The following is a 26847-nucleotide window of genomic DNA, read 5'->3' on the forward strand; positions in this document are numbered from 1 at the left end:
GCCGCCGGGCGTAGTCGTTGGCGGGGCGTTGCGCCCCTGTCCGAGCGGGCGAACGCCGCAGGGCCGTCGACGACGGAGCCCCGGAGGCGGTATCCGTAGTTGCGAGGAGTCGAACCTCAGGTTTATGCGACCTGTGCCACCGCGGACCCATGGGGCGACGCGCAGAAATGTCGCGGTACCCCGCTTCACCTGCTGCCCCCGAGGGATCCGATGGAAAAGAATCCCACCGGACCAGCGCGTCCGCAATCGAATTATCGCGGCCTCGGTCCGCGGGCGCCGTGCATGCCGCTAACGTGGTGGCGATGGTTCGGAAATGCCTGGCGGCGCTGACGGTGGTCCTCGCGGTCGTGACGCTGGGTGGTTGCAACCGCGAGGCGCGCCCGCAGCAAGCACAGCCGACCAGCACCCAGGCGACCCCGGTCACCCCGGCCACGGAATTCGCCGCGACATTGCAGAAGCGGGTGACCGCCGACGCGATGCTGGCGCATCTGAAGAAGTTGCAGGAGATCGCCGACGCCAACCACGGCAACCGCGCGCTCGGCACGTCCGGCTACGATGCCAGCGTCGATTTCGTCGTCAACACGTTGCGGGACAAGGGTTTTGACGTACAGACCCCCGAGTTCGAGGTGCGGCTTCCGTTTGCCGACGAGCCGGTGGTGACGGTCAGCGGCGACAAGGTCGCCGCCAAGCCGCTGGAATACACCAAGGGCACCCCGGCTGATGGCGTATCCGGCCCGTTGGTCCCCGCACGCGTGGACGACACCCCTGGTTGCACTGCCTCCGACTACGACGGCCTTCCGGTCGCCGGCGCCGTGGTACTGGTCGACCGGGGCAAGTGTCAGTTCGGTGTCAAGCAGGCCGTCGCGGCGGAACGCGGTGCAGTGGCGTTGATCGTCGCCAACAACGAGGACGGCGATCAAATGGGCGGCACCCTCGGCGAGGGAACCGACGTGAAGATCCCTGTCATCAGTGTCACCAAAGCCACCGGTGAGCGTCTGCGCGGTGCGCCAGGGCCCACCACCATCAAGCTCAACGCCGGAGTGCGCGTCGAGCACACACGCAACGTCATCGCCCAGACCAAGACTGGCTCCACGGCCAACGTCGTGATGGTCGGGGCACACCTCGACAGCGTTCGTGACGGGCCAGGCATCAACGACAACGGTTCAGGGGTGGCCGCCGTTCTGGAAACTGCTGTGCAGCTTGGCAATTCACCGCAGGTGGCCAATGCGGTACGGTTCGGGTTCTTCGGCGCCGAGGAGGAGGGCCTGCTGGGGTCCAACAACTACGTGCAGTCGCTGAATCAGGATGCGCTAAAAGACATTGCGCTGTTCCTCAACTTCGACATGCTCGGCTCGCCGAACCCGGGTTACTTCACCTACGACGGCGACCAGTCCATCAAGCTCAACGACGGTGACGGTGTACCCCGGGTGCCCGAGGGTTCGGCGGGCATCGAGCGCATGCTTGTCGCATACCTGAAGGGTGCCGGAAAGCCGCCAGAAGACTACTCATTCGACGGTCGGTCCGACTACGACGGCTTCACCAGGGCGGGTGTGCCGGCCGGCGGCATCTTTTCGGGGGCCGAAGAAAAGAAGACAGTCGAGCAGGCGCAGCGCTGGGGCGGACAGGCGGATGCGCCGTTCGACCCGAACTATCACAAGGCAACTGACACGTTGGACCACATCGACAGGACGGCACTCGAGATCAACGGAGGCGGGGTGGCATACGCGGTGGGGCTGTATGCGCAAGACCAAAGCGGCCGCAACGGCGTGCCGATCCGAGACGACCGCACGCGACACGTCCTCGAATCATGAGGGTCGCCGCCGCGGTCCTTGCCATCGCGGTGACCGCGTTGGCCTCGTGTTCGGCCACCGAACCCGCACCCAGCCCCGACTTGGGTCGCGATATCGCGGGCAAGGTCACCGCCGACGGGATGACCACCCACCTGCGCAAGATGCAGGAGATCGCCGACGCCAACAAAGGCAGTCGGGCCGAGGGTACGGCTGGCTTCGACGCCACCGTGGACTACGTCGTGAAGGTGTTGAAGGACAAAGGTTTCGACGTCCAAACCCCGGAGTTCGATCGCCTTGACCGCACCGAAGGCGGCAATCCGACGCTGACGGTCGCCGGCCGCGGATATCACGTCGACCAGGCGTCGTTGCTCGTTGGCACCGCGCCGGGCGGGCTGAACGCGATCACGCTGCGGCCACAGCAGGCCGCAGGCTGTAGTGCCGCCGACTACGGCACGGTGGCGATAAAGGGTGCGATCGCCGTCGTCGACGACACCGGTTGTTCGGTGGGCGCCAAGCAGAACGCGGCCGTGGCCAAGGGTGCGGTCGGTTTGCTTGTCGTCAGCGCGCCTGCCACTACCGGGCCCGCCGGCTTGTTCCCTCCCGGTTACTACCAGCAGCTCACGATCCCGGTCGGGGTCGTCGACAGGAATGTCGATGCGGCGCTGCGGCGCACCGGCGCCCCGGTGAAGCTGGTGCTCGACAGCAAGCCCGTCATGGTCAAGGCACGAAACGTGGTGGCGCAGACCAAATCCGGTGATGCGAAGAACGTCGTGCTGGCCGGTGCGCGCCTGGGCAGCTCACCGCACAGCCCCGGCATCAACGATGACGGGTCGGGAGTGGCCGCGTTGCTCGAGGCCGCATCGGCTCTGGGGGCGCAGCCGAAGTCAACCAACGCGGTCCGGTTCGTCTTCTGGGGTTCGGTGCCGGAGGGGCCGACGAAATACCTTGGTGGCCTTTCCCGAGACCAAGTCGACGACATCGCGGTGTACCTCGGCGCCGATGCGATCGGCTCGCCGAACGCAGGCTACTTCACGTATGACGGCGACCAGTCCGGTCAGCCTAATGCGGATATCCCGCCGCAGACTGTGCCGGCGGGATCGGCGGGCGTCGAGCGCACACTGGCGGGCTACCTCAATCTCGGTGGCGTACGTCCGGCCGACATGCCGCTGAGCAGAGCCGCGGACTACGCCGCGTTTCTGGCTGCGGACGTCCCGATCGGCGGACTCACCGCCGGCACGTCACAGCGGAAAACCGAAGTGCAGGCTCGGCTTTGGGGTGGACAGGCGGGCGTCGCGTTCGATCCGAACTACCACTCGCCGCAGGACAACATCGACAACGTCGACCGCAAGGCACTGTCGGTCATGGGCCAGGCGCTCGCGTTCGCGATCGGGACCTACGCGCAGGCAGTCGATGGGGTCAACGGCGTTCCGCCGAGGGACCAGCGGCACCGGAATAAGCCCTAGCCACTCGCGTGACGAACTGGTAGACGCCGTCCTCGTCGGGGGCCAGCGGGCCGGGTCGCGCGTGTGGTGACGAAAGGCCGCGCTGTACGGACTCGCATGCCGCCCAGTCCTGGCGATTGGTCAGGTCCCAGAAGTCGACAGCGTAGGACGGGTCGAAATCCGGCTTTGCGGCAATGTCTTTCGGGAACGCCCATGCGCATTCGACGTGAGTGCGGTCCACGGCGAGCGGGGTCATCAGATGAGTCATCACGTAGTCCGGGTGCAGGCTCACCAACAGGTTGGGGTAGCCGACGAGATACATGACGGTGCGCAGTTCGTGTTCGGAGAGGCCCTGAATCGCGACGCCGCCGCTGCGGCCCGTCAACGACATGGTCTCTGCGCCTTCGACTATCGACATCCAGCCGCCCATCCATGAGCCGGGCAGGTCGAGGTTCTCGCCGCTGGTCGGTGGGCTGATGCGGGACAGTTCCGGATGGATGGTGGAGCAGTGGTAGCACTCCTGGTAGTTCTCGGCGATGACTTTCCAATTGGTGGCCAGCTCGTAGGAATGGCGGGCGACGACGGTGAGGTCCTCTGGGCGGTAGGGCTTGACGACGGCATCCCAACCCGCGACGTGGTTTTCGAATTCGACGTCGTTACCGCTGGGGTCGACGAACAACCAGCCGTGCCAGTTGACCAAACGCAGTTCGGCGAGACCGAACTGGTCGGCGTCGAAGTCCTGCGCGTCGCGGAAGCCGGGTGCATTGCGCAGTCGGCCATCGAGTCGGTAGGACCACGAGTGGTATGGACAGACGATCGCGCGGCCCTTGGTGGTCGCGTTGCACGCCAGCAGTTCGTGCCCGCGGTGCCTGCAGGTGTTGGCGAACGCGCGGATGGCGTCGTCTTCGCCGCGGACCAACAGCATGGCGTTGGGTCCCGTGCCGACGGCCTTTTGGGTGCCGATGGCGGCGAGGTCGGAAGCGTGGCCCGCGCACGTCCACCCGGAGAAGATGTTGTGTTGCTCCCACTCGAACACCGCCGGGTCGACGTAGGCCTCGCGGGGCAGCATGCGCGACTGGCCGAAGGGTGCCAGCGCGGCGGCCAGGTCATCGGCGGGAACCGGAGCCGGAGTTCCCTGTTTGAACATACAGTCAGCCTAGCCGGGCGTGGGGTGCAGGTCTACTCTTCGGCACGCTCCGGACCTGTGTAGCACTTCTCTCTCTCCGAAACTGTCATCAATTGATGACAGCTCTGGAAAAAGTAACCTTCCCCTTCTCTCGGTGCCCCGGGCAGCCTGGGGGCACCCTCCCTCTTCGTGTCAGTGTCCCGGGGCACGATGCCGGGAGTTGTCATCATTTGATGACAGGTGCAGAAGGGAAACACCTATGGCAGAGGGCAGGCCCTGGTGGAAGGACGACCCGGAGATAGCCGCGCTGACGGAACGCGCTCTAGCCGAGATCGAGAATGCGGACGAGCTGCCCGTCACTGACGAACCCGACCCCGTCCTCGCCGAGTTCTACAGCGGCGCTATCGGCCGCGAACTGTCGGCGATCCGCGACGAGTCAGAAGCGCTTCGCAGCCGCTACCGGAACGCAGTCTTTGCGGCCCGAGAAGCCGGACTCACATGGGCCGAGATCGGTCGACGCCTCGGTGTGTCCCGACAACAGTTGCACCGAAAGTTCGGTGGCTGGTGCTAAATCTCTCCGGCGAATGCTCCGATTCCACGGTCCGCGCTTTCGCCTCGCGTCATGTAGCGGTAGATGAGAAAGCCCACCACCACCGCAGTCAGCGCCGCCAACAACAGCAGGGTGGCCAGCGCGTTCAGCGCAGGTGTCGGCGCACCGCGCGCCGTGTTGTAGATCTTCACCGACACCGGCTCAGTCGCCGCGTCACCGGACAGGTAACGCACCAGCACGAAATCGTCGATGACGTCCGCGAACACCAACACCGTGCTGGCGAAGATCGCCGGCATAAGCATCGGCAGGATGATCCGTCGCAGCGCACCGAGCCGTGACGCGCCGAGATCCATTGCGGCTTCCTCATATTGCGGCCCGATCGTCGCCAGCCGCGCCCGCACCAGTACCGCCGGATACGACACCTGGAACGTGATCAGCCCGATCACCTGCGCCGCCGTGCCGAGCGAGATAGGCAGCGCGATCGTGGTGATCACGAAAAGCAGCGCGACGGCGAGCAGTACTTCCGGCAACACGAATGAGATCAGCATCAGAAAGTTCGCACCCGCAGGCAGCCTGCCCCGCCACCGGTCGATACCAATCGCGAAGAGCACCCCGAGCGGCACGGTAATCGCCGTCGTCACCACACCCAACTTCAAAGTCTGCAGCAGCGCCGTGTGCAGCGCATCGTTGTGCCACACCGACAGGGTCTTGTCGCCCCAGTACCAGCGCAACGAAAAGCCTTGCCACGTCGTGCGAGAGCGCCCGTTGTTGAACGAATACAGCACGGCGATCGCGACCGGAAGCAGCGACCACGCGAGATAGCCGATCGTGATGCCGACCAAAAAGCGCGGCGGCCGCCACGGATCGTTCCACCACGTCACGGGGCCTCTCATGACGCCACCTCGTCGCGCCGCGACGTCACCCGGATGTAGTAGAGCATCGGCAACAACGCCACCAGAAACACCAGCATCACGAACGCGCCCGCCTGACCGGTCCGCCCCGGCGCATGCACACTGTCGTTGATCAGGTTCCCGACCATCGCGGTCTTCGGTGACGCCGACAGCATGTCGCTGGTGAAGTAGTCCCCGAGCATCGGCAGACACGTCAGCAGAACAGCGGCCAGAATGGTCGGCCTGCACAGCGGCAGCGTCACTCGCCAGAACGACGAAAACCGGTCTGCGCCAAGGTCACGTGACGCCTCGAGCACCGGTTGCGGCAGCCGATCGAGACCTGCGTACAGCGGTAGGATCATGTACGGCACATAGCCGTAAACCAAACCGAGGATCACGACAGCCGGCTGGCCGGTCAGCCAATCCACATTCACAGTCAGCAGCCCGCCGAAGGACAGCACCCTGTTCACGATGCCGTCGTTTTGCAACAGGTTGACCCACGCGAACATCCGCATCATGTAGCTGATCCAGAACGGCGCGATCAGTAGCGCCAGCAACAGTCCCTTGCGTCTACCCGACAGTCTGGCGACGTAATAGGACACCGGAAACGCGATGAGCAGACACAGCGAACTGGCCGCCAACACGTACACCGCGGTGCGCAGCAGTGCCGGGCCGAAGATGCCGTCGGCGCCGACGATGTGCGTGAGCACGTAGGAGAACTGCGACGGATCCCACTGCAGCGGATTCCAGACCGGGATCGGCGTGCGGAACAACGGATCGACCTGGCCGAATACGATGCACAGCACGACATAGAGCGGAAAGACGAAACACAAGAGCAGCCAGACGATTCCGGGGGCGGCCAGAGCCGGCCACAGCCCAGTGACACGTTCGCGGCGTGGCGGGGTGTTGTGCGGTGGCGCCGCGATGACCGGTACCGCCACGGGTGCTACGACCCGCCGGCCTTGAAGGCCTGCCAAACGTTGTGCCAGGCGGCGTCGTTGGCCGGGTCGAGTTCCAGCAGCCGGTAGCCGCTGTCGAAGTATTCGGGCTTCACGATCGCGGTGCGCAGGTTCTCGGGGATGAACGCCTCTTTGACAAGCGAATCCGGGGTGATCGTATTCTGCGGCGGCTGGTAGCCGATGGCCGAGAAGTTCTCCTTCGCCACCTCGGGCACGAGCATGTGGTTGATGAACAGGTGGGCGAGCACCGGGTTCTTGCCGCCCTTGAGCGTCACGAACATGTCGTTGTCGACCATGCCCTTGCCGTCCGACGGGAACCAGTACCGAAGAATCTCGGGTCCCGTGCCCTCTGGGAGGTAGGACTGCGCATTGATGATGTCACCCGACCACATCTGTGCGAGCCCGAGCTGTCCGGCGGGCAGTTCGTTGTATGCGGTGATTGTCACCTTCGGTGAGGTGGCCTTGGCCAGCGCCTGAAGTTGCTCCCCGACCATCTTCAGGTCGGCGTCAGAGGACGTGTTGATGTCTGTAATCCCTTGGCGCAGAAGCACCATCGCCATCGCGGTGTGCCAGTCGTCGAGGATGGCGGTCTTGCCCTTGTACTGCGCATCCCAGAACGCGTCGTAGGGGTCCTTGAGCGCACCGATGTCGGCGGGCACCTGGTCGGTGCGCCAGCCGATGCCGGTGGTGTAGATGGTGTACGGGACGGTGTAGCGCCACTCCTGGTCGTACCAGGGGTTGGTGAAACCCTCCCACACGTTCTTGATGTTGGGAATGTAGGAGTGGTTCAGGGGTCGCAGCAGTCCGCCGTTCACCAGTCGGCTGATCTCGGTGTAGTTGGCGTTGTAGATGTCGAAGTCGACGCCACTGCGGAGTTTGGTGATCGCCTCGTCACCGTCGTTGAACGTCGAGATCTCGATCTTGGTCTGGTACTGGTCTTCGAACGCCTTGACGGCCTGCGGGCTGAGGTAGTCCGCGTAGTTGTAGATCTTGAGCGTCGCGCCTTTCTCCGGCGATAGCCCGTCGGCAATGGGTTTGTTGTCGTCCGGGATAGGCCATTTGACCGGGTTGGTGGGCGCCGCCAGCGTCATGCTCGGCTGCGACGACGACGGTGCGTTCTTCGAACACGCCTGCAGGAAGGCGCCGAGGGTGGGGGCGGTTGCGGCGAGAATTGCAGCGCGCGCCAGGAATTGTCGTCGGCTGGTGGGCTGTGGCATCTACGGCCTCCCCGTTGCTTTCACGCCTTGTCGCTGGTAGGACTCAAGCATAGACTGAATGCTCAGTCAACCGCCCCGGAATGGAGGTTTGACCGTGTCTTCGCCGGCGGTGCAAAGCCAGGAAACCCACACCTCGAACAAGCTCAGCCGGCTGATCGCCGACGAGGAGCAGGTGTTTCTGCGCCGCCAACCGCGCAGCACCGAACTCATCGCGCAGGCTCGCGAACACCTCGCCGGTGGCGCGACCTCCAATTGGCAGATCGCCGAGCCACAGGCCGTCTGGATGAGTCATGGCGAGGGTTCCAAGGTCTACGACGTGGATGGCACCGAGTACGTCGACATGCACGGCGGCTACGGCGCTTCCATTGCCGGGCATGCACATCCGGCGATCGTGGCAGCGGTCAGCGATCGCGTGCGCCGCGGAACGCATTTCGCCCAACCGACCGAAGACGCGATCTGGATCGCCGGCGAATTGTCCAGGAGATTCGATCTTCCGCTGTGGCGCTTCGCGAACTCCGGTACCGAGGCCACCATGGACGCGGTACACCTCGCGCGCGCGTTGACCGGACGCGATCTGCTCATCAAGGTGGAGGGCTGCTACCACGGTCACCACGACTCGGTGCAGGTGTCAGTGCTGCCTGACGCGGATCAGATCGGTCCAAGGGAGCACCCGATAGGTGTGCCGGGCAATTCCGGAATCGCCTCGGCGATAAGGGATCTCGTGATCGTCGTACCCTTCAACGACCCCGGGGCCGTCGCAAGGGCGCTCGCGGAGCACCGCGGCCAGGTGGCCGCCATGATCCTCGAACCGGTGATGATGAACGCAGGCATCATCCCGCCCGACGACGGTTATCTCGCGACCATCCGCGACCTCGTGCACGCTGAGGGTGCGCTGCTGATCTTCGATGAGGTGAAGACGGGTTTCACGACGGGTCCTGGCGGCGTCACCGCGTCGACGGGCGTCGTGCCCGACATTGTCTGCCTCGCCAAGGCGCTCGGCGGAGGCATCGCCGTCGCGGCGCTCGGCGGCACCACCACCGTGATGTCGGCGATCGCCGACGGCCGCTACGAGCAGGTCGGCACCTTCAACGGCAATCCGTTGGCGATGGCGGCCACCCGCGCCACCCTCACCGACGTGCTGACGGAATCGGCCTACGCCCATCTCGATGCGCTGGCCGACCGCCTGCGCACGGCCCTGGAAGACGTGATCGCCCGACACGGTTTCGAATGGCATGTGGTGACGGTCGGCGCCAAGGGCTGCGTGACATTTCGTCGCGAACGGGTCCGTGAGTTCCGCGATTTCCTCGAGATCGACGCCAGATTGGGCCACCTGCACTGGCTCATGCAGCACAATGGCGGTGTGTTTCTCCCGCCATGGGGGAAGGTGGAGCAATGGCTGCTTTCGGTTCAGCACGGCGTGGACGACGTCGACCGGTTCGTCGCGAACTTCGGCAGGTTCGCCAACGCGGTGACACCCTGAGCGGGGCACGGTGACGGGCGGCGCGATCCGGCTGCAGCAGCTTGCCAAGTCGTTCGACGGGGTGCCCGCCGTGACGGGCATCGACCTCGACATTCCAGCCGGCCAGTTCTATTCGTTGCTCGGACCGTCCGGTTGCGGTAAGACCACGACGCTGCGGATGATCGCCGGTTTCGAGAAGCCAGACTCGGGCCGCATCGAACTCGACGGCCGTGATGTCGCAAGCGATCCGCCCCACAAGCGCCCGGTCAACACGGTCTTCCAGACCTACGCGCTGTTCCCGTTCATGACGGTGTGGGACAACGTCGCGTTCGGCCTGAAATACCAGAAAGTCTCGCGCGACGAAGCCAAGCGTCGCGTCGGCGAAGCGCTGGAACTCGTTCGGATGAGCGACTTTTCCGCCCGCCGCCCCGCCCAGCTGTCCGGCGGCCAGCAGCAGCGAGTCGCGCTGGCGCGCGCCCTGGTGTTGCGACCCCGCGTGCTTCTGCTCGACGAACCGCTCGGCGCGCTCGACGCGAAGCTGCGCAAACAGTTGCAGCTGGAATTGCGCGCAGTGCAGCGCGAGGTCGGGATCACGTTCGTCTACGTGACTCACGACCAAGAGGAAGCGCTCACGATGAGCGACCAGATCGCCGTCCTTGCCGAGGGCCGTGTCGAACAGGTCGGTCCACCGCAGGACATCTACTCCGCTCCGGCAACCACCTTCGTCGCCGGATTCATGGGCGCGGCAAACATTTTCGACGCCGAAGTGCTCGAAGCCGGCGGTAGAACGGCGGTGTGTGCGGCCCTTGACACCCGGCTGGGCGCTGCGGTCGACGGCTCGGCCGTCCCCGGTGCGGCGGCGATCGTCATCCGGCCGGAGCGCATCGTGCTGCAGGAACCCGGCGCGCCAATCAGCCACGACCGCAACGTCATTGGCGGTGTGGTCGCGCAGGTTGTCTATCTCGGCAGCACGACCCAGGTGCACGTCGATGTCGGAGCACCAACGCCACTGATCGTCGAGGTGGCCAACCATGCGGGCCCGCGCTCGGTGACCCATGAACCAGGGGCCCGCGTGTGTTGCGTGTGCACGCAGGACGCGGTGCGGGTGCTGCATCGCAGCGACGCGGCGCCGATCGCCGACCCTGTCGCCGACGAGGTCGGCGCGCTCACCTCTTAGCGGTCTTCGCCTTGCCGTTCACCCGCTTCTTGGCAGGCGGCAGGTTCAGTTCGCGCTCCGCGAAGCGCATCGCGATGTCGTAGGCCAGATCGGAGTCGACGTCCGGGTCCTCGAGAGCGACCTGAATGGACAATCCGTCGAGCAACGCCGCGAATTCCAGCGCGAACATCCGCTTGTCCTTCGCGCTCAAATCGGATGTGTCGAGGGCGTCGATGATCATCTTGCGCCACCTGGCGTCGAGTTCGGCCCGGCCCGCCTTGATCTCGTCGTGGCGGAAGGCCTGCGCCCACAGGTCGAACCACAGGCCCCACGCGCCGGGGATCTCGCCGGCGCCTTCAGGCACGCATGTCCATTGGATCAGCAGTGAGAGCCGTTCGCGCAACGAAGGGACCTCGGCCAACATCTGTTCGGCTGCTTCGTAGAACGACTCCTCCGAGTGCCGCAGCGCGTCGACAAGCAGGCGGTCGCGGGTGCCGAAGTAATAGATGACCAGTGCCGAGCTGACACCCGCCCGCTTGGCGACATCGGCGATGCGGGTATCTCCAAAACCCCGCTCGCAGATCAGCTCGGCTGCGGCACGGAGCATTTCGATGCGACGGGCTTCGTTCTGCTCAGTCGCGGGCGCTGGTTCGGCCATGGCGTGTTGTTCCCTCCCTGTGCAGCGCAGCTCTTGTCTGTAGCGTAACACTTGATTAGATTGAACAGTCAGTCAGGACGGAAGTGGGACACCGATGTCGAACACGTACGACGCCCTCGTGATCGGCGGCGGCCACAACGGCCTGGTTTCGGCTGCATACCTGGCGCGCTCAGGCGCCAGGACACTGGTGCTCGAGGGGCGTGGCTCACTCGGGGGAGCGGCCACCACCGAGTCGCCGTGGGAGGACGCCCCGCATCTGCGCGTCACCCGGTTGTCCTATGTGATGAGCCTGATGCCGCCGACCATCGTGCGCGAACTCGAGTTGGACCGGCACGGCTACCGCGTCCATCCGATGGGTCCGTACTACCAAGCATTTCCCGACGGCGGCTCCCTGACGATCTACGAGGACGACCCGGCGCGCACGTACGAGCAGCTCGCCAAGTGGTCCAAGAAGGACGCCGAGACGTGGCCGAAGTGGAACGCGTGGCTCGAAGGCATCGCCGACGTGATGGGTCCGCTGCTGACCCAGGTGCCGCCGAACATCGGCTCGCACCGACCGTCGGACCTGCTCGACCTCGCGAAGCTGGCATGGAGCCAGCGCGGGATCACCGTGCGCACCACCGCGGACGTCACGCGACTGCTGACGATGAGCATCGCCGACCTGCTCGACGACTGGTTCGAGTCACCGCAGATCAAGGGCGCGCTCGCGGTCAACGGCGTGATCGGAACGTGGGCGGGTCCGTACGAGCCGGGCACCGCGTACGTGATGGCCCACCACTCGATCGGCGACGTCGGCGACGGCCAACTCGGCAGCTGGGGTTACCCCGAGGGCGGCATGGGTGCCGTCTCGGCCGCTATCGCACAGTCCGCCCGAGGCTTCGGCGCCGAGATCCGTACCGATGCCCGCGTGGCTCGCCTGCTGGTCAGCGGCGGCCGTGTGCAGGGAGCGGTGCTCGATAACGGCGACGAGATCCGCGCACCGTTGGTGGTCACCACCCTTCACCCGAAAATCGCCTTCCTCGAACATATTCCGCGAACGGAGCTGCCCGACGACTTCGTCGCAGACATCGAGCACTGGAAGACGCGCAGCGGGGTGGTCAAGATCAACCTGGCGCTCGGGGAGCTCCCGAACTTCACTGCCGACCCGAGCAGTGGGCTCGCCGAGCACCACACCGGTTCGGTGGAGATGGCGCCGACGATGGAGTACATCGAGGCGGCCTTCCAGGACGCCAGGGCGGGGCGGCCCGCCGGGATGCCGTTCTCCGATGGCGTGATTCCGACGACGTTGGACAAGACTCTGAATCCCGATGGCACACACATCATGTCGTTGTTCACGCAGTGGGTGCCCGCCGACTGGAGCCAGGCGCCGCACACCGAGGACCTGGACGCCTATGCCGACCGCCTGATCGACCTCTACGATCAGGTCGCTCCCGGATTCAAATCCTCGATCACGCACCGCGACATCGTCGGACCGCACGAGATGGAGCAGGAATACGGCTTGATCGGCGGGAACATCTTCCACGGTGAGCTGTCACTGGAGCAGCTGTTCCATATGCGCCCCGCTCCTGGCTACGCCGACTACCGCACTCCGATTTCCGGTCTGTACAACGGAGGTTCGGGAACGCACGCGGGTGGCGGCGTGTGCGGCATCCCCGGGTGGCAGGCCGCCCGGGCAGCGCTCGCCGACAAGAAGCGTTGGCGGCGCAGATGAATGCGCGCCGCGAGGCCGTCGCGGCCATGCTGGGTGCCACGTCGATGGCGGTGGTGGGTGCCAGCGCTCGCCCAGGCAGTTTCGGTGAGCGGATGGTCATCGAGTCCCAACGTGGTTCCGCCCGTGTGCATTTGGTGAACCCGAGGTATCAGCGGATCGGCGAGTATCCGTGTGCGCCCACCCTCGCCAACCTCGACGAAGCCGTCGACGTCGTGCTGCTGGGTGTGCCCGACGCGACCCTGGTCGAACAGATGGAACTCGCGGCGGCGGTGGGCGCGCGGTCAGCGGTGCTGTTCGGCGCCGCGCACGGGGTGCGCCAGAAGGTCGTGGAGACGGCCACCGAGGCGGGCATGGCGCTCTGCGGGGCGGGCTGCATGGGGTTCGTCAACAACGCTCTCGGCGTGCGGGCACTCGGCTACCTGGAGCCAGATCCGTTGCCGTCCGGCGGAATTACTCTGGTGACGCACTCCGGTTCGGCCTTCTCGACACTGTTGCGGGCGCGCCGTGGCTTCGGATTCCGGCTCGCGGTGTCGTCGGGGCAGGAACTCGTTACCGACACCGCCGACTACGTGGACTACGCACTCGACGACCCCGAAACGCGGATCATCGCCCTGCTGATGGAGACACCACGCTCGGTTCCCCGGCTGCGGCAATCGCTGCTGCGGGCCGCCGATCAGGATGTTCCGGTAGTGATTCTCACGGTCGGTGGTTCGCCGCGCGGGCGCGCGATGGTCGCCGCGCACTCGGGTGCGCTGGCCGGCGAACATGCGGCGTGGCAGGCCTTCTGCGCCGCGACAGGCGCGGTACACGTGCGCGACATGGCCGAGTTCACCGACACGCTGGAGCTGTTCTCGGCAGGCAGACGATCGCGCGGCGGCGGACTTGCGACGGTGCACGACTCGGGTGCAGAACGCGCTCTGGTGGCCGACCTCGCGCACGAACTGGGCCTGCCGTTCGCCGATCTGGCCGACGACACGCTGGCGACCATCGGCCGCATGCTGGACGACGGCCTCACTCCGACCAACCCGCTTGACCTCTGGGGTACCGGCGCCGAGACCCGCAACTTGTTCGGCACCTGCCTGCGCGCGATCGCCGAGGACGGGAACGTTGGCGTCACCGCGCTCGCCGTCGACCTGGTCACCGAGTACGACGGTGACACCGCGTATGCCGACGCGGTGCTGGACGTCGCCGCCGGTACGGACGCACCGCTGGCAGTGCTGGCCTCGGTGCCGTCGGCCATCGACGCGCCCACTGCGCAACGGCTGCGGGACAACGGAATTCCGGTCCTCGAAGGCGCCCGCAGCGGACTGGTGGCACTGGGCAACCTGGCGCGCTGGCCCCTGCCGGTCGACCGGGTGCGGGCCTCGATGACAAGCAGGCATCTCCCCGACGACGTCCCCGCGTTCCGGCTGCTCGCCGCCTACGGGATTCCGATTGTCGAGACGCGCACCGCCCATTCGATGAGTGTCGCGATCGCGGCAGCTGAGGCCATCGGTTATCCGGTGGTGTTGAAAACCGTTAGCGCCCTGCACAAGAGCGATGTCGGCGGTGTGGCCCTCAACATCGCCGACGATGAAGAGTTGACAGCCGCGTACGCGGTGATGACGCGGTCCCTTGGGCCGGTGGTGACCGTGCAGCCGATGGTCGCCGACGGCGTCGAGGTGTCGGTCGGGTTCGTCCGCGACGACGCGTTCGGTCCCCTCCTTGTGGTCGCGGCTGGGGGCACGACGGTGGAACTGCTCGCCGACAGAGCGGTGGCGTGTCCGCCGGTCTCACATGCGGGCGCACTGGCACTGCTCGACCAGTTGCGGATTCGTGCGCTGCTGGCGGGCTGGCGCGGCTCACCGCCGGTCGACATCGATGCGCTGGCCGACGTGATCGTCGCGTTCTCCAGGATGGCTCTCGAACTCGGCGACATCGTGGAAGCCGTCGAAGCCAACCCGGTGATCGCGACTGCGGACGGTGTTGTCGCAGTCGATGCCCTGATCCAGATGCGTCGGGCAGAATCCTAGAGATGGCGTGGGACTTCTCGACCGAACCGGAATTCCAGAAGAAGCTCGACTGGGTAGAGGAGTTCTGCAGAGAAGAGGTCGAGCCGCTGGAGTACGTGTTCCCGTATGCCGTTCGCTCGCCGGATCCGCACGTCAAGGCCTACGTCCGCAGCCTGCAGCAGCAGATCAAGGACCAGGGACTGTGGGCGCTCTTTCTCGACAAGGATCTCGGCGGCCCGGGCTTCGGTCAGCTCAAGTTGGCGCTACTCAATGAAGTCATCGGCCGCTACCCCGGCGCTCCGCAGATGTTCGGCGCCGCCGCGCCGGACACCGGCAACATGGAGATGCTCGCGGCCTTCGGCACCGACGACCAGAAGAAGCGGTGGCTCGAGCCGCTGCTGAGCCAGGACATGTTTTCCGCGTACTCGATGACCGAGCCTCAAGGCGGGTCGGACCCCAATCTGTTCAAGACCACCGCGGTGCGCGACGGCGACGAGTGGGTGATCAACGGCGAGAAGTGGTTCACCTCGGCGGGCCGCGTCGCCGACATTCTGTTTGTGATGTGTACCAACGGGATGTTCATCGTGCCCCGCACAACTCCCGGCGTGGAGATCCAACCGGAGCCCCGCAACCACAACCACATCATCTATCGCGACGTCCGGGTGCCACTCGATCACCTGCTCGGCCCCGAGGACGGCGCCAAGACCCTGGCCCAGCGACGACTCGGTGGCGGACGCATTCACCATGCGATGCGGACGATCGCCCAGTGCAAGCTCGCTTTCGACATGATGTGCGAGCGGGCGCTGTCGCGTGAATCGCACGGCAAGGTGATCGCCGAGCATCAGATGGTGCAGGAGAAGATCGCGGATTCGTATGCCGCCATCCGTATGCTTCGGCTGTTGGTGCTCGAAACCGCTTGGAAGATCGACAATTCCAGCACCAAAGAGGCCAGGACCGACATCGCGACCGTGAAATTCACAATGGCCAAGGTGCTGCGGGACGTGTCCTTCAACGCGCTGCACATCCTAGGTTCACTTGGTACCACCGACCTGACCCCGTTGCAGGCGATGTATGCGAGCGCGCCGACGATGGGGCTGGCCGACGGGGCCGACGAGGTGCACAAGGCCACCGTCGCGCGCCGCGTGCTTCGTGACTATCGGCCGCAGGAGCATCCGTACTGGCCGACGGAGTACCTTCCCGCCAAACGTGAAGCGGCGTGGGCGAAGTTCGAGCAGAAGTTCGAGGCCGACCCCGAATTGCGCGCATCGGCCGAGGCCTACCAGAAGTACTTCAGCCGACGGCGCTGAAGTAGTGCGGGGCGGGATCGGCGAGTAACGGAGCGAACGCCGTCTCGGCGGCACCGATCATCAGTGTCTGGGATCCGAGGCTGGCCGCCACGATGCGCACGTCCTCGTGGGGCACCCGCATGGAGTGGCGGGCCACTGCGGTATCAAGTGCTGCAGCAGCCTGTTCCGGGAAGATCCGGAGGAATCCGCCGAGGACGACGAGCTTGGGGTTCAGCAGGTTGATGGCGTTGCCGAGTGCGATGCCGAGATACTGTGCTTGGTGTGCAATGGTTTTCGCGGTGGTTTGACTGACTTCGGTCTCGAGACACCCGATGCGCCCACAATGGCACGGCGCCGCGCCGCCGACATAGGTGTGGCCGAGCTCCCCCGCGTAGCCCTCGGCGCCTTCGAGAAGCTCGCCAGCCACGACGAATCCGGCGCCGATTCCGCTGGCGCCGCCGTTGACGTAGATCATGTGGTGTGCGTCCGGATGTCCTCCGAATACGTGTTCGGCGATAGCGCCGAGATTGGCGTCGTTCGCCGCGAACACGGGTAATCCCACTGCCGCGCTGAGCATCTGCCCCAACGCCTCGTCATGCCAATCGAGGTGTGGTGCCAGCCGCACCACGGATCCTGGGGCGTGCACAAGACCGGGAACGGCCACCCCGATTGCGGTGACTCGGCGATTGGGATCCAGCTTGCGCCGGATCTGGTCGACGGCCTTGGCGGTGATGGCCACGGTTTCGCCTGCGCTGGGGATATGGTCGGTCGGATATCTCTCGATATTGAGCACCGTGCCACCCAACGCGACCAAACCGATTGTGATGGCGTCGGTTTCGGGATTCACCGCAATTGCGAGCATGTCGGTCCGCGGCCGCACGATGGGGCTCGGTCTTCCGACTTGGCTGGCCGGACCGGCCTGCGTTTCCTCCACCAAGCCGCCGTCGACCAGTTCCTCAACCAGGTCCTTCACCGTCGAACGGGCCAGGCCTGTCTTGCGCGTCAGCTCCGATCGGGTCACCGCACGGCCGCGATGAACCAGGGTCAGCACTGCGGACAGGTTGCGGCGCCGGACATCATCGGTGTTGGTGCCGATCCTCACCCAACCTCCCTTGACAGTGACCCAGGGCACATCTTATGTTCGGACGCAGAACAAATCCAGTGCCAGGAGTCGCGTCATGTCTGTCCTCGAATCCACGATCGCAGCGGCCGGTGACCTCGTTCCCAAGCCGTCCGACAAGTTTTCGTTTGGCCTTTGGACCATAGGCTGGACCGCCAACGACCCGTTCGGCGCGGCGACCCGGCCCGCCCTGGACGCGGTGGAGGCGGTGGAGCGGCTGGCCGCGCTCGGCGCGTATGGCCTGACTTTCCATGACGACGACCTGTTTCCATTCGGAAGCAGTGACGGCGAACGCCGTCGTGCCATCGACAGGCTGACGTCCGCGTTGCACGCCACCGGCCTGGTCGTGCCCATGGTGACCACCAATCTGTTCACCCATCCGGTGTTCAAGGATGGTGCGTTCACGAGTAATGATCGAGGTGTTCGACGGTTCGCATTGCGCAAGGCGCTGCGCAACATTGACCTGGCAGCTGAGCTCGGCGCCGAAACATTCGTCATGTGGGGTGGTCGAGAGGGCAGCGAGTACGACAGCGCCAAGGATGTCCGCGCGGCGCTCGAACGCTACCGTGAAGCGCTGAACCTCTTGTGCGAGTACGTTCTTGACCAGAAGTACCCGCTGCGGTTCGCGATCGAGCCCAAGCCCAACGAACCCCGCGGTGACATTCTGCTTCCTACCGTCGGGCATGCGCTGGCATTCATCGACACACTCGCCCACTCCGAGATGGTCGGAGTGAACCCCGAAACCGGCCATGAGCAGATGGCCGGGCTGAACTTCATGCACGGGATCAGCCAGGCGCTGTACTCCGACAAGCTGTTTCACATCGACCTCAATGGCCAGCGTGGAATCAAGTTCGACCAGGATCTGGTGTTCGGCCACGGGGATCTCGCCAATGCGTTCGCGCTCGTCGATCTTCTGGAGAACGGTGGCGTGGATGGCGGGCCGAGCTACACGGGCCCCCGGCATTTCGACTACAAGCCCAGTCGCACCGAGGACAGCAGCGGAGTTTGGGCCTCGGCCGCGGCGAATATGCGGATGTATCTACTACTGAAGCAGCGTGCTGCGGCGTTCCGCGCCGATCCAGAAGTTGCCGACGCGCTGGAAGCCGCCCGTGTCAACGAGTTGCGCAAGCCCACGCTTGACGCCGGCGAGACGTACCGAGACCTGCTGGCCGACAGGTCGGCCTACGAGGAGTTCGACGCCGATTCCTACTTCGGCGCCAAGGGTTTCGGCTTCGTCCGGCTCAACCAATTGGCGCTCGAGCACCTGATGGGTGCGCGCTGACGTTTGAGTGCCCCGACACGCAGACTTCACCGGCGAGCAGACGCAAAGTGGTGCGACACGCCGCGACGGCGCGCACTTTTGCGTCTGCTCGCGCGGAGAGGGACGGCCCGTCGATCAAGCTGTGGCCCAACCAACTCCCGAGAGACCTGATTGGTCGATGTCAACGGGCGGAACGCACACCAAGGTCCAGTGATGAATGTTCGGGCAATAACACGTGTCGATGTTGGCCCACAGGTTGAGCGTGCGGTTCACCCACATATACGTCCAGAGGAAATCCCACAATTCGCCGCATTGAGGGCACACCCGGTCGTCGTCTTGCTCGTCGCTGAACCGCTTGAGGCCGCCGTCCTGAAACACCGACCAGTTGGGGTCATTCTTGAACATGTCGGACAGCGCATCGGCAATCGCTGGAACCGCCCACGTCTGCCCTTCGCCTGAGATGAGTTCGGTCATGCTTCCTCCAGACACGAAGAAAGCCCCCGGCCAGTTCTGGCCGAGGGCACCAAAAAGGCCGCGAGGTCATTCACCTCACAGCCGACGCGAGCGTATCAAACCTTGTCAAGCCCGCCACGGGCCAGGTTGGCCAGGTCCTGGAGCCTTCTCCGGGAACGGCAGCGAAATCGGTTCGGGGGCAACGCGACTGTTGCCGTCGGCGTCGAACCGGTCGAGGCCGAGGTCGGTCAGGTCGAGCCAATCGCAGCGGCCCGCGGTTGTCAGGTCGGCCGCGACCTGCGCGACGGCCGGTCCCCACATCATGCCGTGGCCGGCGGGGCTGGCCACCACGGTGCCGTCGACCGGACCGTCGTCAGTGAGCAGCGGGCCGAGGATCGGCAGATGGTCGGGCGTGTAGTCGATGGTCGCCGCCCACGCCCGTCGTAGGCCGAGCCCACGGACCGCGGGCAGAAGTTCCTCGATGCGGTCTCGCGCCTTGCGGTAGTACACCGTGTCAAAGTCGGTGGCCACACCCGGCGGCTCGTCGGGATTGCTCATGCCCCACAGCAGGCCACCGGATTCACCTGGGCGCCAATAAATTCCGGAGGTCACGTCGAACACCATCGGCAGCTTGCGTACGTCGACCGGCAGCGGCGCGGTGACCACCACCTGATGCCGGGTGCCGCCCGCGGGGACCCTGCCACCGGCCGTCAGGCCGACTTCGGCGAGCTGCGGGCCGCCCGTCAGCACCACGTGCTCGGTGTCGATCGGACCTTCAGAGGTGTCGACGCCGACGACGCGGCCACCGGCGGTGCGTAAACCGGTGAAGGAACATCGTTCGCGAACGTCGACGCCAGAGGCGGTCAGCGCCGCCGTGTACGCGAGTACATTGCGCGGTGCGTCGATGTAGCCGTCGCCGGGCGCGTAGGACGCGCCGAGCGTCACGCCAGGCTCCAAGCCTGTCTGTCTAGTGTCGATGTCCGCACTGGACAACCATTCGACCTGCAGGCCGAGCGTGCGTTGCAGCGCGATCCGCTCGTGGGCCTGCTGCACCTCTGCTTCGGTGAAGCACGGCATCAGATAGCCCTGTGCCACAAAGCCGCAGTCCAGCGGAAAACGCTCGCCGCTGGCCGCGTAGAAGTTCTGGGTCCACACGCCGAGCTTGATTGCGGTCTCGGTGCCGCCCTGTGCGCGGACCATGCCCGCGGCCCGGCTGCTGGCGCCGTCACCGAGGGTCCGCGCCTCGATGAGCGCGACATTCGGCACGCCACTTTCGGCGAGTAGCACGGCCGTCCATGCACCGACCGTTCCGCCACCCACCACCACGACATCGGCGCTGTGGGAGCTGGTCATACCCCCGAACGCTGGCATAGACTGAACGCTCAGTCAAGAGGGTGGAGGCGCGGATGTACGGGCTGACCGAGGACGACCTGCGGATCAGGGACACGGCGCGTGCGTTCGTCGAGACGCTGATGCCGCATGAGGTGGAGGCCGAGCTCGCGGGCGGCATCCTGTCCAAAGAAGTGACGGCCGAGCATCGCGCCCGGGCAATCGAATTGGGCCTGTACGCAACGAATATGCCTGGCTCGGTGGGCGGACCGGGTTGTTCCGCGTTGCAGCAGGTGTTGGTGCAGGAGCAGTGCGGACGCGTGACCAATGGGCTGGGTTGGGTGATGGCCACCCCGCCGCAGTGGTGGGTCGACGTCGCGACCGACTACCAGCGACAGCGGTGGCTGCTTCCGTCGGTGCGGGGAGACAAGCACGAGGCGTATGCGATCACCGAGGAATTCGCCGGGTCCGACGTGTCCGCGCTGCAAACCACCGCGCGGCGCGACGGTGACGAGTACGTGATCAACGGTGTCAAGTGGCATGTCACATCGTTCAACCTGGCCGACTATGTCTTCGTAGAAGCCGTTGTTGAGACTGGCGACCACGTGCTGTTGGCGGTCGACCTGCCGTGGCCGGGCGTGGAAGTGGTTCGGACACCGCAGTATTCGCACCACATTGCAGACGAGCATCCGATCGTGGCGTTCACTGACGTTCGCGTACCTGCCGTCAATCTGGTCGGCACCGAGGGCGGGCCGATGACATTCACACAGGATTGGTTTCGGTTCGAGCGAATGATGGTGGCCGCGAGATGCGTTGGGGCTGCGCAGCGTTTGGTCGACGAGGCCACCGCATTCGCGCAGACTCGCGTCGTCGACGGCCGACCGCTGGGCGAGCACCAGTTGGTGGCCGGCATGCTGGCTGACTGCGCAACCGAACTGTTCGCCGCCAGAACCATGCTCTACGAAGTGGCCAGGTCGATCGACGCGGGCTATGACCGCAAGACGCTACATGGCCAGGCGTCGATGGCGAAGCTGTACTGCTCGGAGATGGCCGGGCGGGTGGCAGACCGGGCGGTGCAGATATTCGGCGGCCGCGGCTACATGCGCGAGAACGTCGCCGAGCGCATGTTTCGTGAGCTGCGGGTGGAGCGGATATGGGAGGGCGCCAGCGAGATCCAGCGAATCATCGTGGCGCGTCAACTGATGGCTCGTGGTCCGGCCGCGTTGCTCGACCCGTCCTGAAGCCCAGCAGGCGCATGCCGTGATACACGAGCAGCGCCGCGATCGAGCCCAGTGCGATGCCGGTGAACGTCAGATTGCCTGCCTGCCAAGTGAAGTCGGCGATCCCGATGATCAACGGGATTGCTGCGGTCATCTGGTTCAGCGGCTTGGAGAAGTCGACCTCGTTGGTCAGCCAGATGCGCACGCCGAGGACGCCTACCAACCCGTACAGCACGACCGTCGCCCCGCCGAGCACGCCGGGCGGAATCGCCGAGATAGCCGCACCGACCTTGGGGCACAAGGACAATGCGATCGCCACCGCGGCCGCAACCCAATATGCCGCCGTCGAGTACACCCGCGTCGCCGCCATCACCCCGATGTTCTCGGCATACGTGGTGGTCGCCGACCCGCCGCCGAAACCCGCCAACGTCGTCGCCAACCCGTCGGCGGCCAGCGCGCGGCCCATGACCGGATCGACGTCGGTATTCGTCATCTGCCCTACCGATTTCACGTGACCGATGTTCTCGGCCACCAGAGCGATCACCGCGGGCAGGAACATCGGCAGCACGGCGACCGTGAATGTGGGCGTGTGGAATTCGGGCAAGCCCACCCATGACGCCGCCTTGATCGCCGACGTGTCGACCTCACCGAGGATCAGCGCCAGCACGTAACCCGCGACGACGGCCAGGAAGATCGCCAGCCTGCCGATGATGCCGCGAAAGAACGCCAGCGTCGCGACGAGCAGCACCAGCGTGACGAGCCCGACGACCGGACCCTTCTCGAAGTTCGTCTTCGCCGCGGGCGCCAGATTGAAACCGATCAGTGCGACGATCGCGCCCGTCACCACCGGCGGCAGCGTGAGGTCGATCCAGTGAGTGCCTGCCAGATGCACGACCCCACCGATGATCATCAGCACGACACCGACGGCGACGAGGCCGCCGAGCGCGCTGCCGGTGCCATGTGAGGCGACGGCAGCCGTCACCGGCGCAATCACCGAGAAGCTCGAACCCAGATAACTCGGCAGGCGGTTGCCCGTGATCACCAGGAACAACACCGTGCCGACGCCGGAGAACAGCAGAGTGGTGGCGGGCGGGAAGCCTGTCAGCACCGGAACCAGGAACGTGGCGCCGAACATCGCCACCACGTGCTGGGCACCGAGGCCGATGGTGCGGGCCCAGCTCAGCCGCTCATCGGGTGCGACGACGAAGTCCGGGTCGGCTTGTGCCTCGACGTGTTTCCAAGTCAGCGGGATCACGATGTCTGACTACACACGATGTGCCGCCGCGCCGCACGCCGATCGGCGTATCGTCGGCATATCTCGGGGGAGGTGACCATGTCGATCGAGGACAACAAGGATCTGGTCCGGCGTTTCTACCGGGAGATAGATGCCGGCAACATCGACGCGCTGGACGAGTTGGTGGCCGAGGATTATCTGGACCATTCACCGCCGCCGTTTCCCGGCTGCGACGCTCCGGGGCGTGAAGGGCTCAAACAGGCGTTCCGGATGTTCTGGGACGCCACGCCGGGCACCCATGAGGTCGAGGATCAGATCGCCGAGGGTGACAAGGTGGTGACCAGGCTGACGGCGCGTGGAACACACAGCGGCGACCTGGCCGGCATCCCGGCGACGGGTAACGAAATGTGTATGACGGCCACGGTGATTCACCGCATTGCGAACGGCCGACTAGTCGAGAAGTGGTCTGACAAAGACGTGCTCGCGTTGCTGCAGCAGCTGAACGTCATCCCGCCTTTGCATTAGTCGCCGAACACGGGACGTGGCTTGGGCGGACGCGCAACGATCGCCGGCAGCACGAAGACTTCGATGTAGCGACGAACGGTCTCTGGATCTTCGGTGCCCGGTATGACGCCGAGCAGCATGCTGATTGACGTCGAAATGAAGAACTGAGCCAAGTCTTTTGGGCGAAGACCCGGTCGGAACGGATTGCGGGCAGACGACAGCAGCTCGGCCATCACGGGCTCCACCATCTGCACAAGAGCGGCATTGTTCGCGAGCATCCTGCCGACGGTGCCCTTTTCACTCTCGTCGGAGATGGTTCGAAGCAGCGGGTCGTGAATCAATTCGGTCGCGACGATCACCATGCTCTCGATCAACATGTCGAGCGGACCGGCGTCGGGGGGCAGCCGGTCGAGGATGCCAGCCATATGCCGCTGTGTCGTTCGCTGCACCAATGCATCCACCAGGGCGTCTCGGGTCGGAAACTGGCGGTAGATGCTTCCGCGGGAGTACCCGGCCTCGCGCGCGATCGCCTCCATCGTCGACGTCCGATAGCCGACGGTCGCGAACAGCCGCTCCGCCGCATCGAGGAAGGCGTCCTGCGATTGTTCGGCCGGGATGCCGCCGCCGAGTGGACGGCCGCGACCACGGCGTTCCGGCGTTGCTGGCACATGCAGACGGTACCTGCCGCAGCAATAAATGACATTTCCCTTGATTTGTTTAATTTATCGCGTTAGCGTCCTCGCCGTGGTCAATCGGTTGATGGGGCTGTTGGGTATTGCGGTAGTCCTGGTGGCGATCGCGGCGGGATTGCTCGCCGGTGCAGCGAGCGCAGCAGCAGACACGGGATCAGACGCCGGTGACGGCACCAAGACATCCGAGTCGACGCAGGAGTCGACTTCCCGGACTGAATCCGAGAAACCGGTGAAGCCGGCGGAGCAGCCGAAGAAGCGCAAGACCAGAAATCCCACCGCCAAAAGCAACAAGCCGCATACCGAAAAGGCGGACGCGTCCGACGCCGAGCCTGCCGCGAAGACAGTCAAGCCGGCGGCTGCGCCGCACGAAACCGCCACCACGGCAATTAAATCCGGCGCCCGAACCGCGAAAGCTCCGGCAGCTGTTGAGGCGGTGAGGCCGACCGAAGTCTCGGAGTCGACCACCCTCGCGGTCACCGAGCAGGCCGCCGCCCCGCGCAAGCCGACGCTGCTCAACTTCGTCGGATCCATCGCCATGAACGTCGTCATGGGCCTGATCCACACGTTTGACGGCGCCCCGGTCCTGCCTGCGGGCAGCACGGTCACGGTGCGCACGTCGACGCTGAGGATTCCTGTCGCGGGTGGACGCACCGTGCAGGCGGACTGGTACTTCCCCGATGACGGTGAGACGCCGACCCGGCTCATTTACTTCCAACATGGGCTGGGCGCATCAGGACCGATGTACAGCTACACCGCGGCGACCCTGGCCGAGCAGACCAACAGCATCGTCATCGCTCCGTCGTTGACATCGAACTTCTTCGACATCGACGGCGCGTGGCTGGGCGGAGCACCCATGCAACAGGCGGTAGCCGACCTGTTCGTCGGAGAACGTGCCGAGCTCACTGAAAGCGCAAGTGCAGCAGCAGGACACGAGGTGGAATTGCCAACGCATTTCGCGCTCGCCGGACACTCGCTAGGCGGCAGCCTCGTGATGGGCGCTGCGGCCGACATGATCGACAACGGCGCGATCGACGACCTGGCGGGCGTGCTTCTGCTCGACTCGGTCGACGTCAACAACAGCGTCCCTTCTGCTCTGCAGAAGCTCATTGGCGTGAATTACCGTCCGGTATACGACATCTCGTCCGAGCGCTATGTATGGAACATGTACGGCAAAGTGGGCGACTTGTTGCAGGCTGCCCGCCCCGGCCAATTCACCGGTGTCATGCTTGTTGGCGGCCGCCACATCGACGCGCTCCAAGGCGGAAACCCCATCATGCAACTCAGCCAGTATCTCATCGCGGGCTTCTCACAACCACAGAACGTCGAGGCGGTCAAGACACTCGCCGTTGGATGGGTCAACGACATGTTCGCGGGCACCCATGACGGCATCTACGGTGCGCCGCAACAGAGCATTCAGATCGACACCACGGCGGGGACGGCGACTGCGGTCGTGCTTCCCTTCGCATCGACTCAGCGGGTCCAGGGCACTCCATTCGACGGTGTGGTGTTCGTGGTGCTCGATTTCATGACGAAGTTCTTCGTCTATGAGCCGTTGGCAGGGGGAGCCGATCTGGTGGCGACGTAGGCCGCGGCCCCGACGGCCACGACCGCCGCACCCACAAGTACCGACGAGACCGGCAGCAGGAACGCCAGCAGCAGGCAACCGGCCAAACCGATCACGGGAATCACCCGGCGCCCCAGCGTGAATGCCGACGCGTTGGCGATCGCGTAATACAGCAGCACCGCGAACGACGAGAAGCCGATCGCCCCTCGGAGGTCCACTGTCGCCGCGGCCACCGCGACCATGACTCCGACGACGATCTCGGCGCGATGCGGGCTGTTGAACCGCGGATGGACCACGGCCAACGCGCGCGGCAGATGTCCGTCGCGTGCCATTGCCAACGTGGTCCTGGAGACGCCGAGGACCAGTGCCAGCAGCGAACCGACGGCCGCCACTGCGGCACCGACCCGCACCGCCGGTTCCATCCAGGGCAGGCCAGCAGCGCGGACCGCGTCGGCCAGCGGAGCGCTCGCCGAAGCCAGTGCGGCGCTGCCCAATTCGCTCAGCACGGCGACGGCCACCACCGCGTAGACCGCCAGCGCGATGCCGAGCGCAATAGGAATGGCCCGCGGAATGGTGCGGGCCGGGTCGCGCACCTCTTCACCGAGCGTCGCGATCCTGGCGTATCCGGCGAACGCGAAAAACAACAGCCCCGCGGCCTGCAACACGCCGCGGACGCCGGCGTCGTCGCCAAGCGCCAACCGTGATCCGTCCACGTCGCCGAACCCGAAAATGGCGACGACGACGGCGGCAAGGACGGCCAGCACAAGCGCGACGATCACCCGGGTCAGCAGCGCCGACTTCTGGATGCCGCGATAGTTCACCACTGTCAGCGCCACCACCGCGGCCACCGCGACCGCGTGCGCCTGCCCTGGCCAGACGTAGAACCCGACGGTCAATGCCATCGCCGCACACGACGCAGTCTTGCCGACGATGAAGCTCCATCCGGCGGTGTAGCCCCAGAATCCGCCGAGACGTTCGCGGCCGTAGACGTACGTTCCGCCGGACTGCGGATACAGCGCGGCCAGTCGCGCCGACGACGTCGCGTTGCAATAGGCGACGACGGCAGCGACGGCCAACCCGATCAGAAGGCCCGAGCCTGCGGCGGCCGCGGCGGGGCCGAGTGCGACAAAGATGCCTGCGCCGACCATCGAGCCAAGGCCGATCACGACGGCGTCGAAGGTGCCGAGTCGCCGCTGCAGCGCAGGGCCGTGCGGCGTGCTCACGCCTGCGAATGC

The 26847-nt window shown here is 65.4% G+C and carries 23 protein-coding genes; 12 read left to right on the top strand and 11 right to left on the bottom strand.

Annotated elements, in window-relative coordinates; translation table 11 throughout:
* Positions 1-302 precede the first annotated feature (302 nt).
* Together J3E61_RS12225 and J3E61_RS12230 are read left to right on the top strand one after the other, a co-directional pair.
* Complete coding sequence (locus tag J3E61_RS12225; protein ID WP_192725631.1) at positions 303-1811, top strand: M28 family peptidase; 1509 nt, start codon at positions 303-305, stop codon at positions 1809-1811.
* Entirely contained in the window at positions 1808-3253 is a 1446-nt protein-coding gene (locus J3E61_RS12230) for a M28 family peptidase (RefSeq protein WP_210083721.1), read from the top strand. Before J3E61_RS12225 ends, J3E61_RS12230 begins: the two co-directional genes overlap by 4 nt.
* Here J3E61_RS12230 and J3E61_RS12235 read toward each other — a convergent pair.
* The gene (locus J3E61_RS12235; RefSeq protein ID WP_210083722.1) at positions 3207-4379 is read right to left on the bottom strand and encodes an aromatic ring-hydroxylating dioxygenase subunit alpha; all 1173 of its coding nucleotides are present in this window, start codon (positions 4377-4379) and stop codon (positions 3207-3209) included. The genes J3E61_RS12230 and J3E61_RS12235 overlap by 47 nt on opposite strands.
* Before the next feature lie 238 nt (positions 4380-4617).
* Between J3E61_RS12235 and J3E61_RS12240 the strand changes: the two genes are divergently transcribed.
* Entirely contained in the window at positions 4618-4929 is a 312-nt protein-coding gene (locus J3E61_RS12240; protein ID WP_210083723.1) for a hypothetical protein, read from the top strand.
* On the opposite strand, the gene J3E61_RS12245 is transcribed toward J3E61_RS12240, so the two are convergent.
* Genes J3E61_RS12245 through J3E61_RS12255 form a run of 3 tightly spaced genes read right to left on the bottom strand, consistent with a single transcriptional unit; the run spans position 4926 to position 7974 of the window.
* Entirely contained in the window at positions 4926-5801 is an 876-nt protein-coding gene (locus J3E61_RS12245) for an ABC transporter permease (RefSeq protein WP_210083724.1), read from the bottom strand. The two genes, J3E61_RS12240 and J3E61_RS12245, sit on opposite strands and share 4 nt — an antisense overlap.
* Positions 5798-6739 (bottom strand): ABC transporter permease subunit, encoded by a 942-nt coding sequence (locus J3E61_RS12250; RefSeq protein ID WP_192725626.1) that lies wholly within the window; start codon positions 6737-6739, stop codon positions 5798-5800. Before J3E61_RS12250 ends, J3E61_RS12245 begins: the two co-directional genes overlap by 4 nt.
* Positions 6740-6744: 5 nt before the next feature.
* A complete protein-coding gene (locus J3E61_RS12255) occupies positions 6745-7974 on the bottom strand; it encodes a spermidine/putrescine ABC transporter substrate-binding protein (protein WP_210083725.1) in 1230 nt (409 codons plus the stop codon).
* A 58-nt stretch (positions 7975-8032) separates the two neighbouring features.
* Between J3E61_RS12255 and J3E61_RS12260 the strand changes: the two genes are divergently transcribed.
* Positions 8033-9454 (top strand): aspartate aminotransferase family protein, encoded by a 1422-nt coding sequence (locus J3E61_RS12260; protein WP_210083726.1) that lies wholly within the window; start codon positions 8033-8035, stop codon positions 9452-9454.
* Between the two features lie 10 nt (positions 9455-9464).
* Positions 9465-10610, top strand: coding sequence for an ABC transporter ATP-binding protein (locus J3E61_RS12265; RefSeq protein WP_210083727.1), 1146 nt, complete (start codon positions 9465-9467; stop codon positions 10608-10610).
* Here J3E61_RS12265 and J3E61_RS12270 read toward each other — a convergent pair.
* A complete protein-coding gene (locus J3E61_RS12270; protein WP_210083728.1) occupies positions 10600-11247 on the bottom strand; it encodes a TetR family transcriptional regulator C-terminal domain-containing protein in 648 nt (215 codons plus the stop codon). The two genes, J3E61_RS12265 and J3E61_RS12270, sit on opposite strands and share 11 nt — an antisense overlap.
* Positions 11248-11341: 94 nt before the next feature.
* Here J3E61_RS12270 and J3E61_RS12275 point away from each other — a divergent pair, with 94 nt between their 5' ends.
* Genes J3E61_RS12275 through J3E61_RS12285 form a run of 3 tightly spaced genes read left to right on the top strand, consistent with a single transcriptional unit; the run spans position 11342 to position 16256 of the window.
* Complete coding sequence (locus J3E61_RS12275) at positions 11342-12958, top strand: NAD(P)/FAD-dependent oxidoreductase (RefSeq protein WP_210083729.1); 1617 nt, start codon at positions 11342-11344, stop codon at positions 12956-12958.
* Positions 12955-14970 carry an acetate--CoA ligase family protein gene (locus J3E61_RS12280; RefSeq protein ID WP_210085525.1) on the top strand — a complete coding sequence of 672 codons (2016 nt, stop codon included), beginning with the start codon at positions 12955-12957 and terminating at the stop codon, positions 14968-14970. The genes J3E61_RS12275 and J3E61_RS12280 overlap by 4 nt, the downstream gene beginning before the upstream one ends.
* 2 nt (positions 14971-14972) lie before the next feature.
* Positions 14973-16256: an acyl-CoA dehydrogenase family protein gene (locus tag J3E61_RS12285; RefSeq protein ID WP_210083730.1), complete on the top strand. Its 1284-nt coding sequence runs from the start codon at positions 14973-14975 to the stop codon at positions 16254-16256.
* On the opposite strand, the gene J3E61_RS12290 is transcribed toward J3E61_RS12285, so the two are convergent.
* Entirely contained in the window at positions 16240-17286 is a 1047-nt protein-coding gene (locus J3E61_RS12290; protein WP_210085526.1) for an ROK family transcriptional regulator, read from the bottom strand. The genes J3E61_RS12285 and J3E61_RS12290 overlap by 17 nt on opposite strands.
* Before the next feature lie 127 nt (positions 17287-17413).
* Between J3E61_RS12290 and xylA the strand changes: the two genes are divergently transcribed.
* A complete protein-coding gene (xylA, locus tag J3E61_RS12295; protein ID WP_210083731.1) occupies positions 17414-18637 on the top strand; it encodes a xylose isomerase in 1224 nt (407 codons plus the stop codon).
* 114 nt (positions 18638-18751) lie between these two features.
* Here xylA and J3E61_RS12300 read toward each other — a convergent pair whose 3' ends face one another.
* Entirely contained in the window at positions 18752-19090 is a 339-nt protein-coding gene (locus J3E61_RS12300; protein ID WP_192725617.1) for a hypothetical protein, read from the bottom strand.
* A gap of 105 nt (positions 19091-19195) precedes the next feature.
* Positions 19196-20422, bottom strand: a complete 1227-nt coding sequence (locus J3E61_RS12305; protein WP_210083732.1) for an FAD-binding oxidoreductase — start codon at positions 20420-20422, stop codon at positions 19196-19198.
* A 53-nt stretch (positions 20423-20475) separates the two neighbouring features.
* Between J3E61_RS12305 and J3E61_RS12310 the strand changes: the two genes are divergently transcribed.
* Complete coding sequence (locus tag J3E61_RS12310; protein WP_210083733.1) at positions 20476-21639, top strand: acyl-CoA dehydrogenase family protein; 1164 nt, start codon at positions 20476-20478, stop codon at positions 21637-21639.
* On the opposite strand, the gene J3E61_RS12315 is transcribed toward J3E61_RS12310, so the two are convergent.
* Entirely contained in the window at positions 21581-22873 is a 1293-nt protein-coding gene (locus tag J3E61_RS12315) for a nitrate reductase (RefSeq protein ID WP_210083734.1), read from the bottom strand. The two genes, J3E61_RS12310 and J3E61_RS12315, sit on opposite strands and share 59 nt — an antisense overlap.
* Before the next feature lie 78 nt (positions 22874-22951).
* On the opposite strand from J3E61_RS12315, the gene J3E61_RS12320 reads away from it, so the two are divergent.
* The gene (locus J3E61_RS12320; protein WP_192725613.1) at positions 22952-23377 is read left to right on the top strand and encodes an ester cyclase; all 426 of its coding nucleotides are present in this window, start codon (positions 22952-22954) and stop codon (positions 23375-23377) included.
* Here the strand turns inward: J3E61_RS12320 and J3E61_RS12325 are convergent.
* Positions 23374-24024: a TetR/AcrR family transcriptional regulator gene (locus J3E61_RS12325; RefSeq protein WP_210083735.1), complete on the bottom strand. Its 651-nt coding sequence runs from the start codon at positions 24022-24024 to the stop codon at positions 23374-23376. The genes J3E61_RS12320 and J3E61_RS12325 overlap by 4 nt on opposite strands.
* Positions 24025-24100: 76 nt before the next feature.
* On the opposite strand from J3E61_RS12325, the gene J3E61_RS12330 reads away from it, so the two are divergent.
* Entirely contained in the window at positions 24101-25633 is a 1533-nt protein-coding gene (locus tag J3E61_RS12330; protein ID WP_210083736.1) for an alpha/beta hydrolase, read from the top strand.
* Here J3E61_RS12330 and J3E61_RS12335 read toward each other — a convergent pair.
* Entirely contained in the window at positions 25591-26835 is a 1245-nt protein-coding gene (locus tag J3E61_RS12335; RefSeq protein ID WP_210083737.1) for an amino acid permease, read from the bottom strand. The genes J3E61_RS12330 and J3E61_RS12335 overlap by 43 nt on opposite strands.
* Positions 26836-26847: the final 12 nt, after the last annotated feature.

Source organism: Mycobacterium sp. OAE908 (assembly GCF_017872775.1).
Lineage (GTDB): Bacteria > Actinomycetota > Actinomycetes > Mycobacteriales > Mycobacteriaceae > Mycobacterium.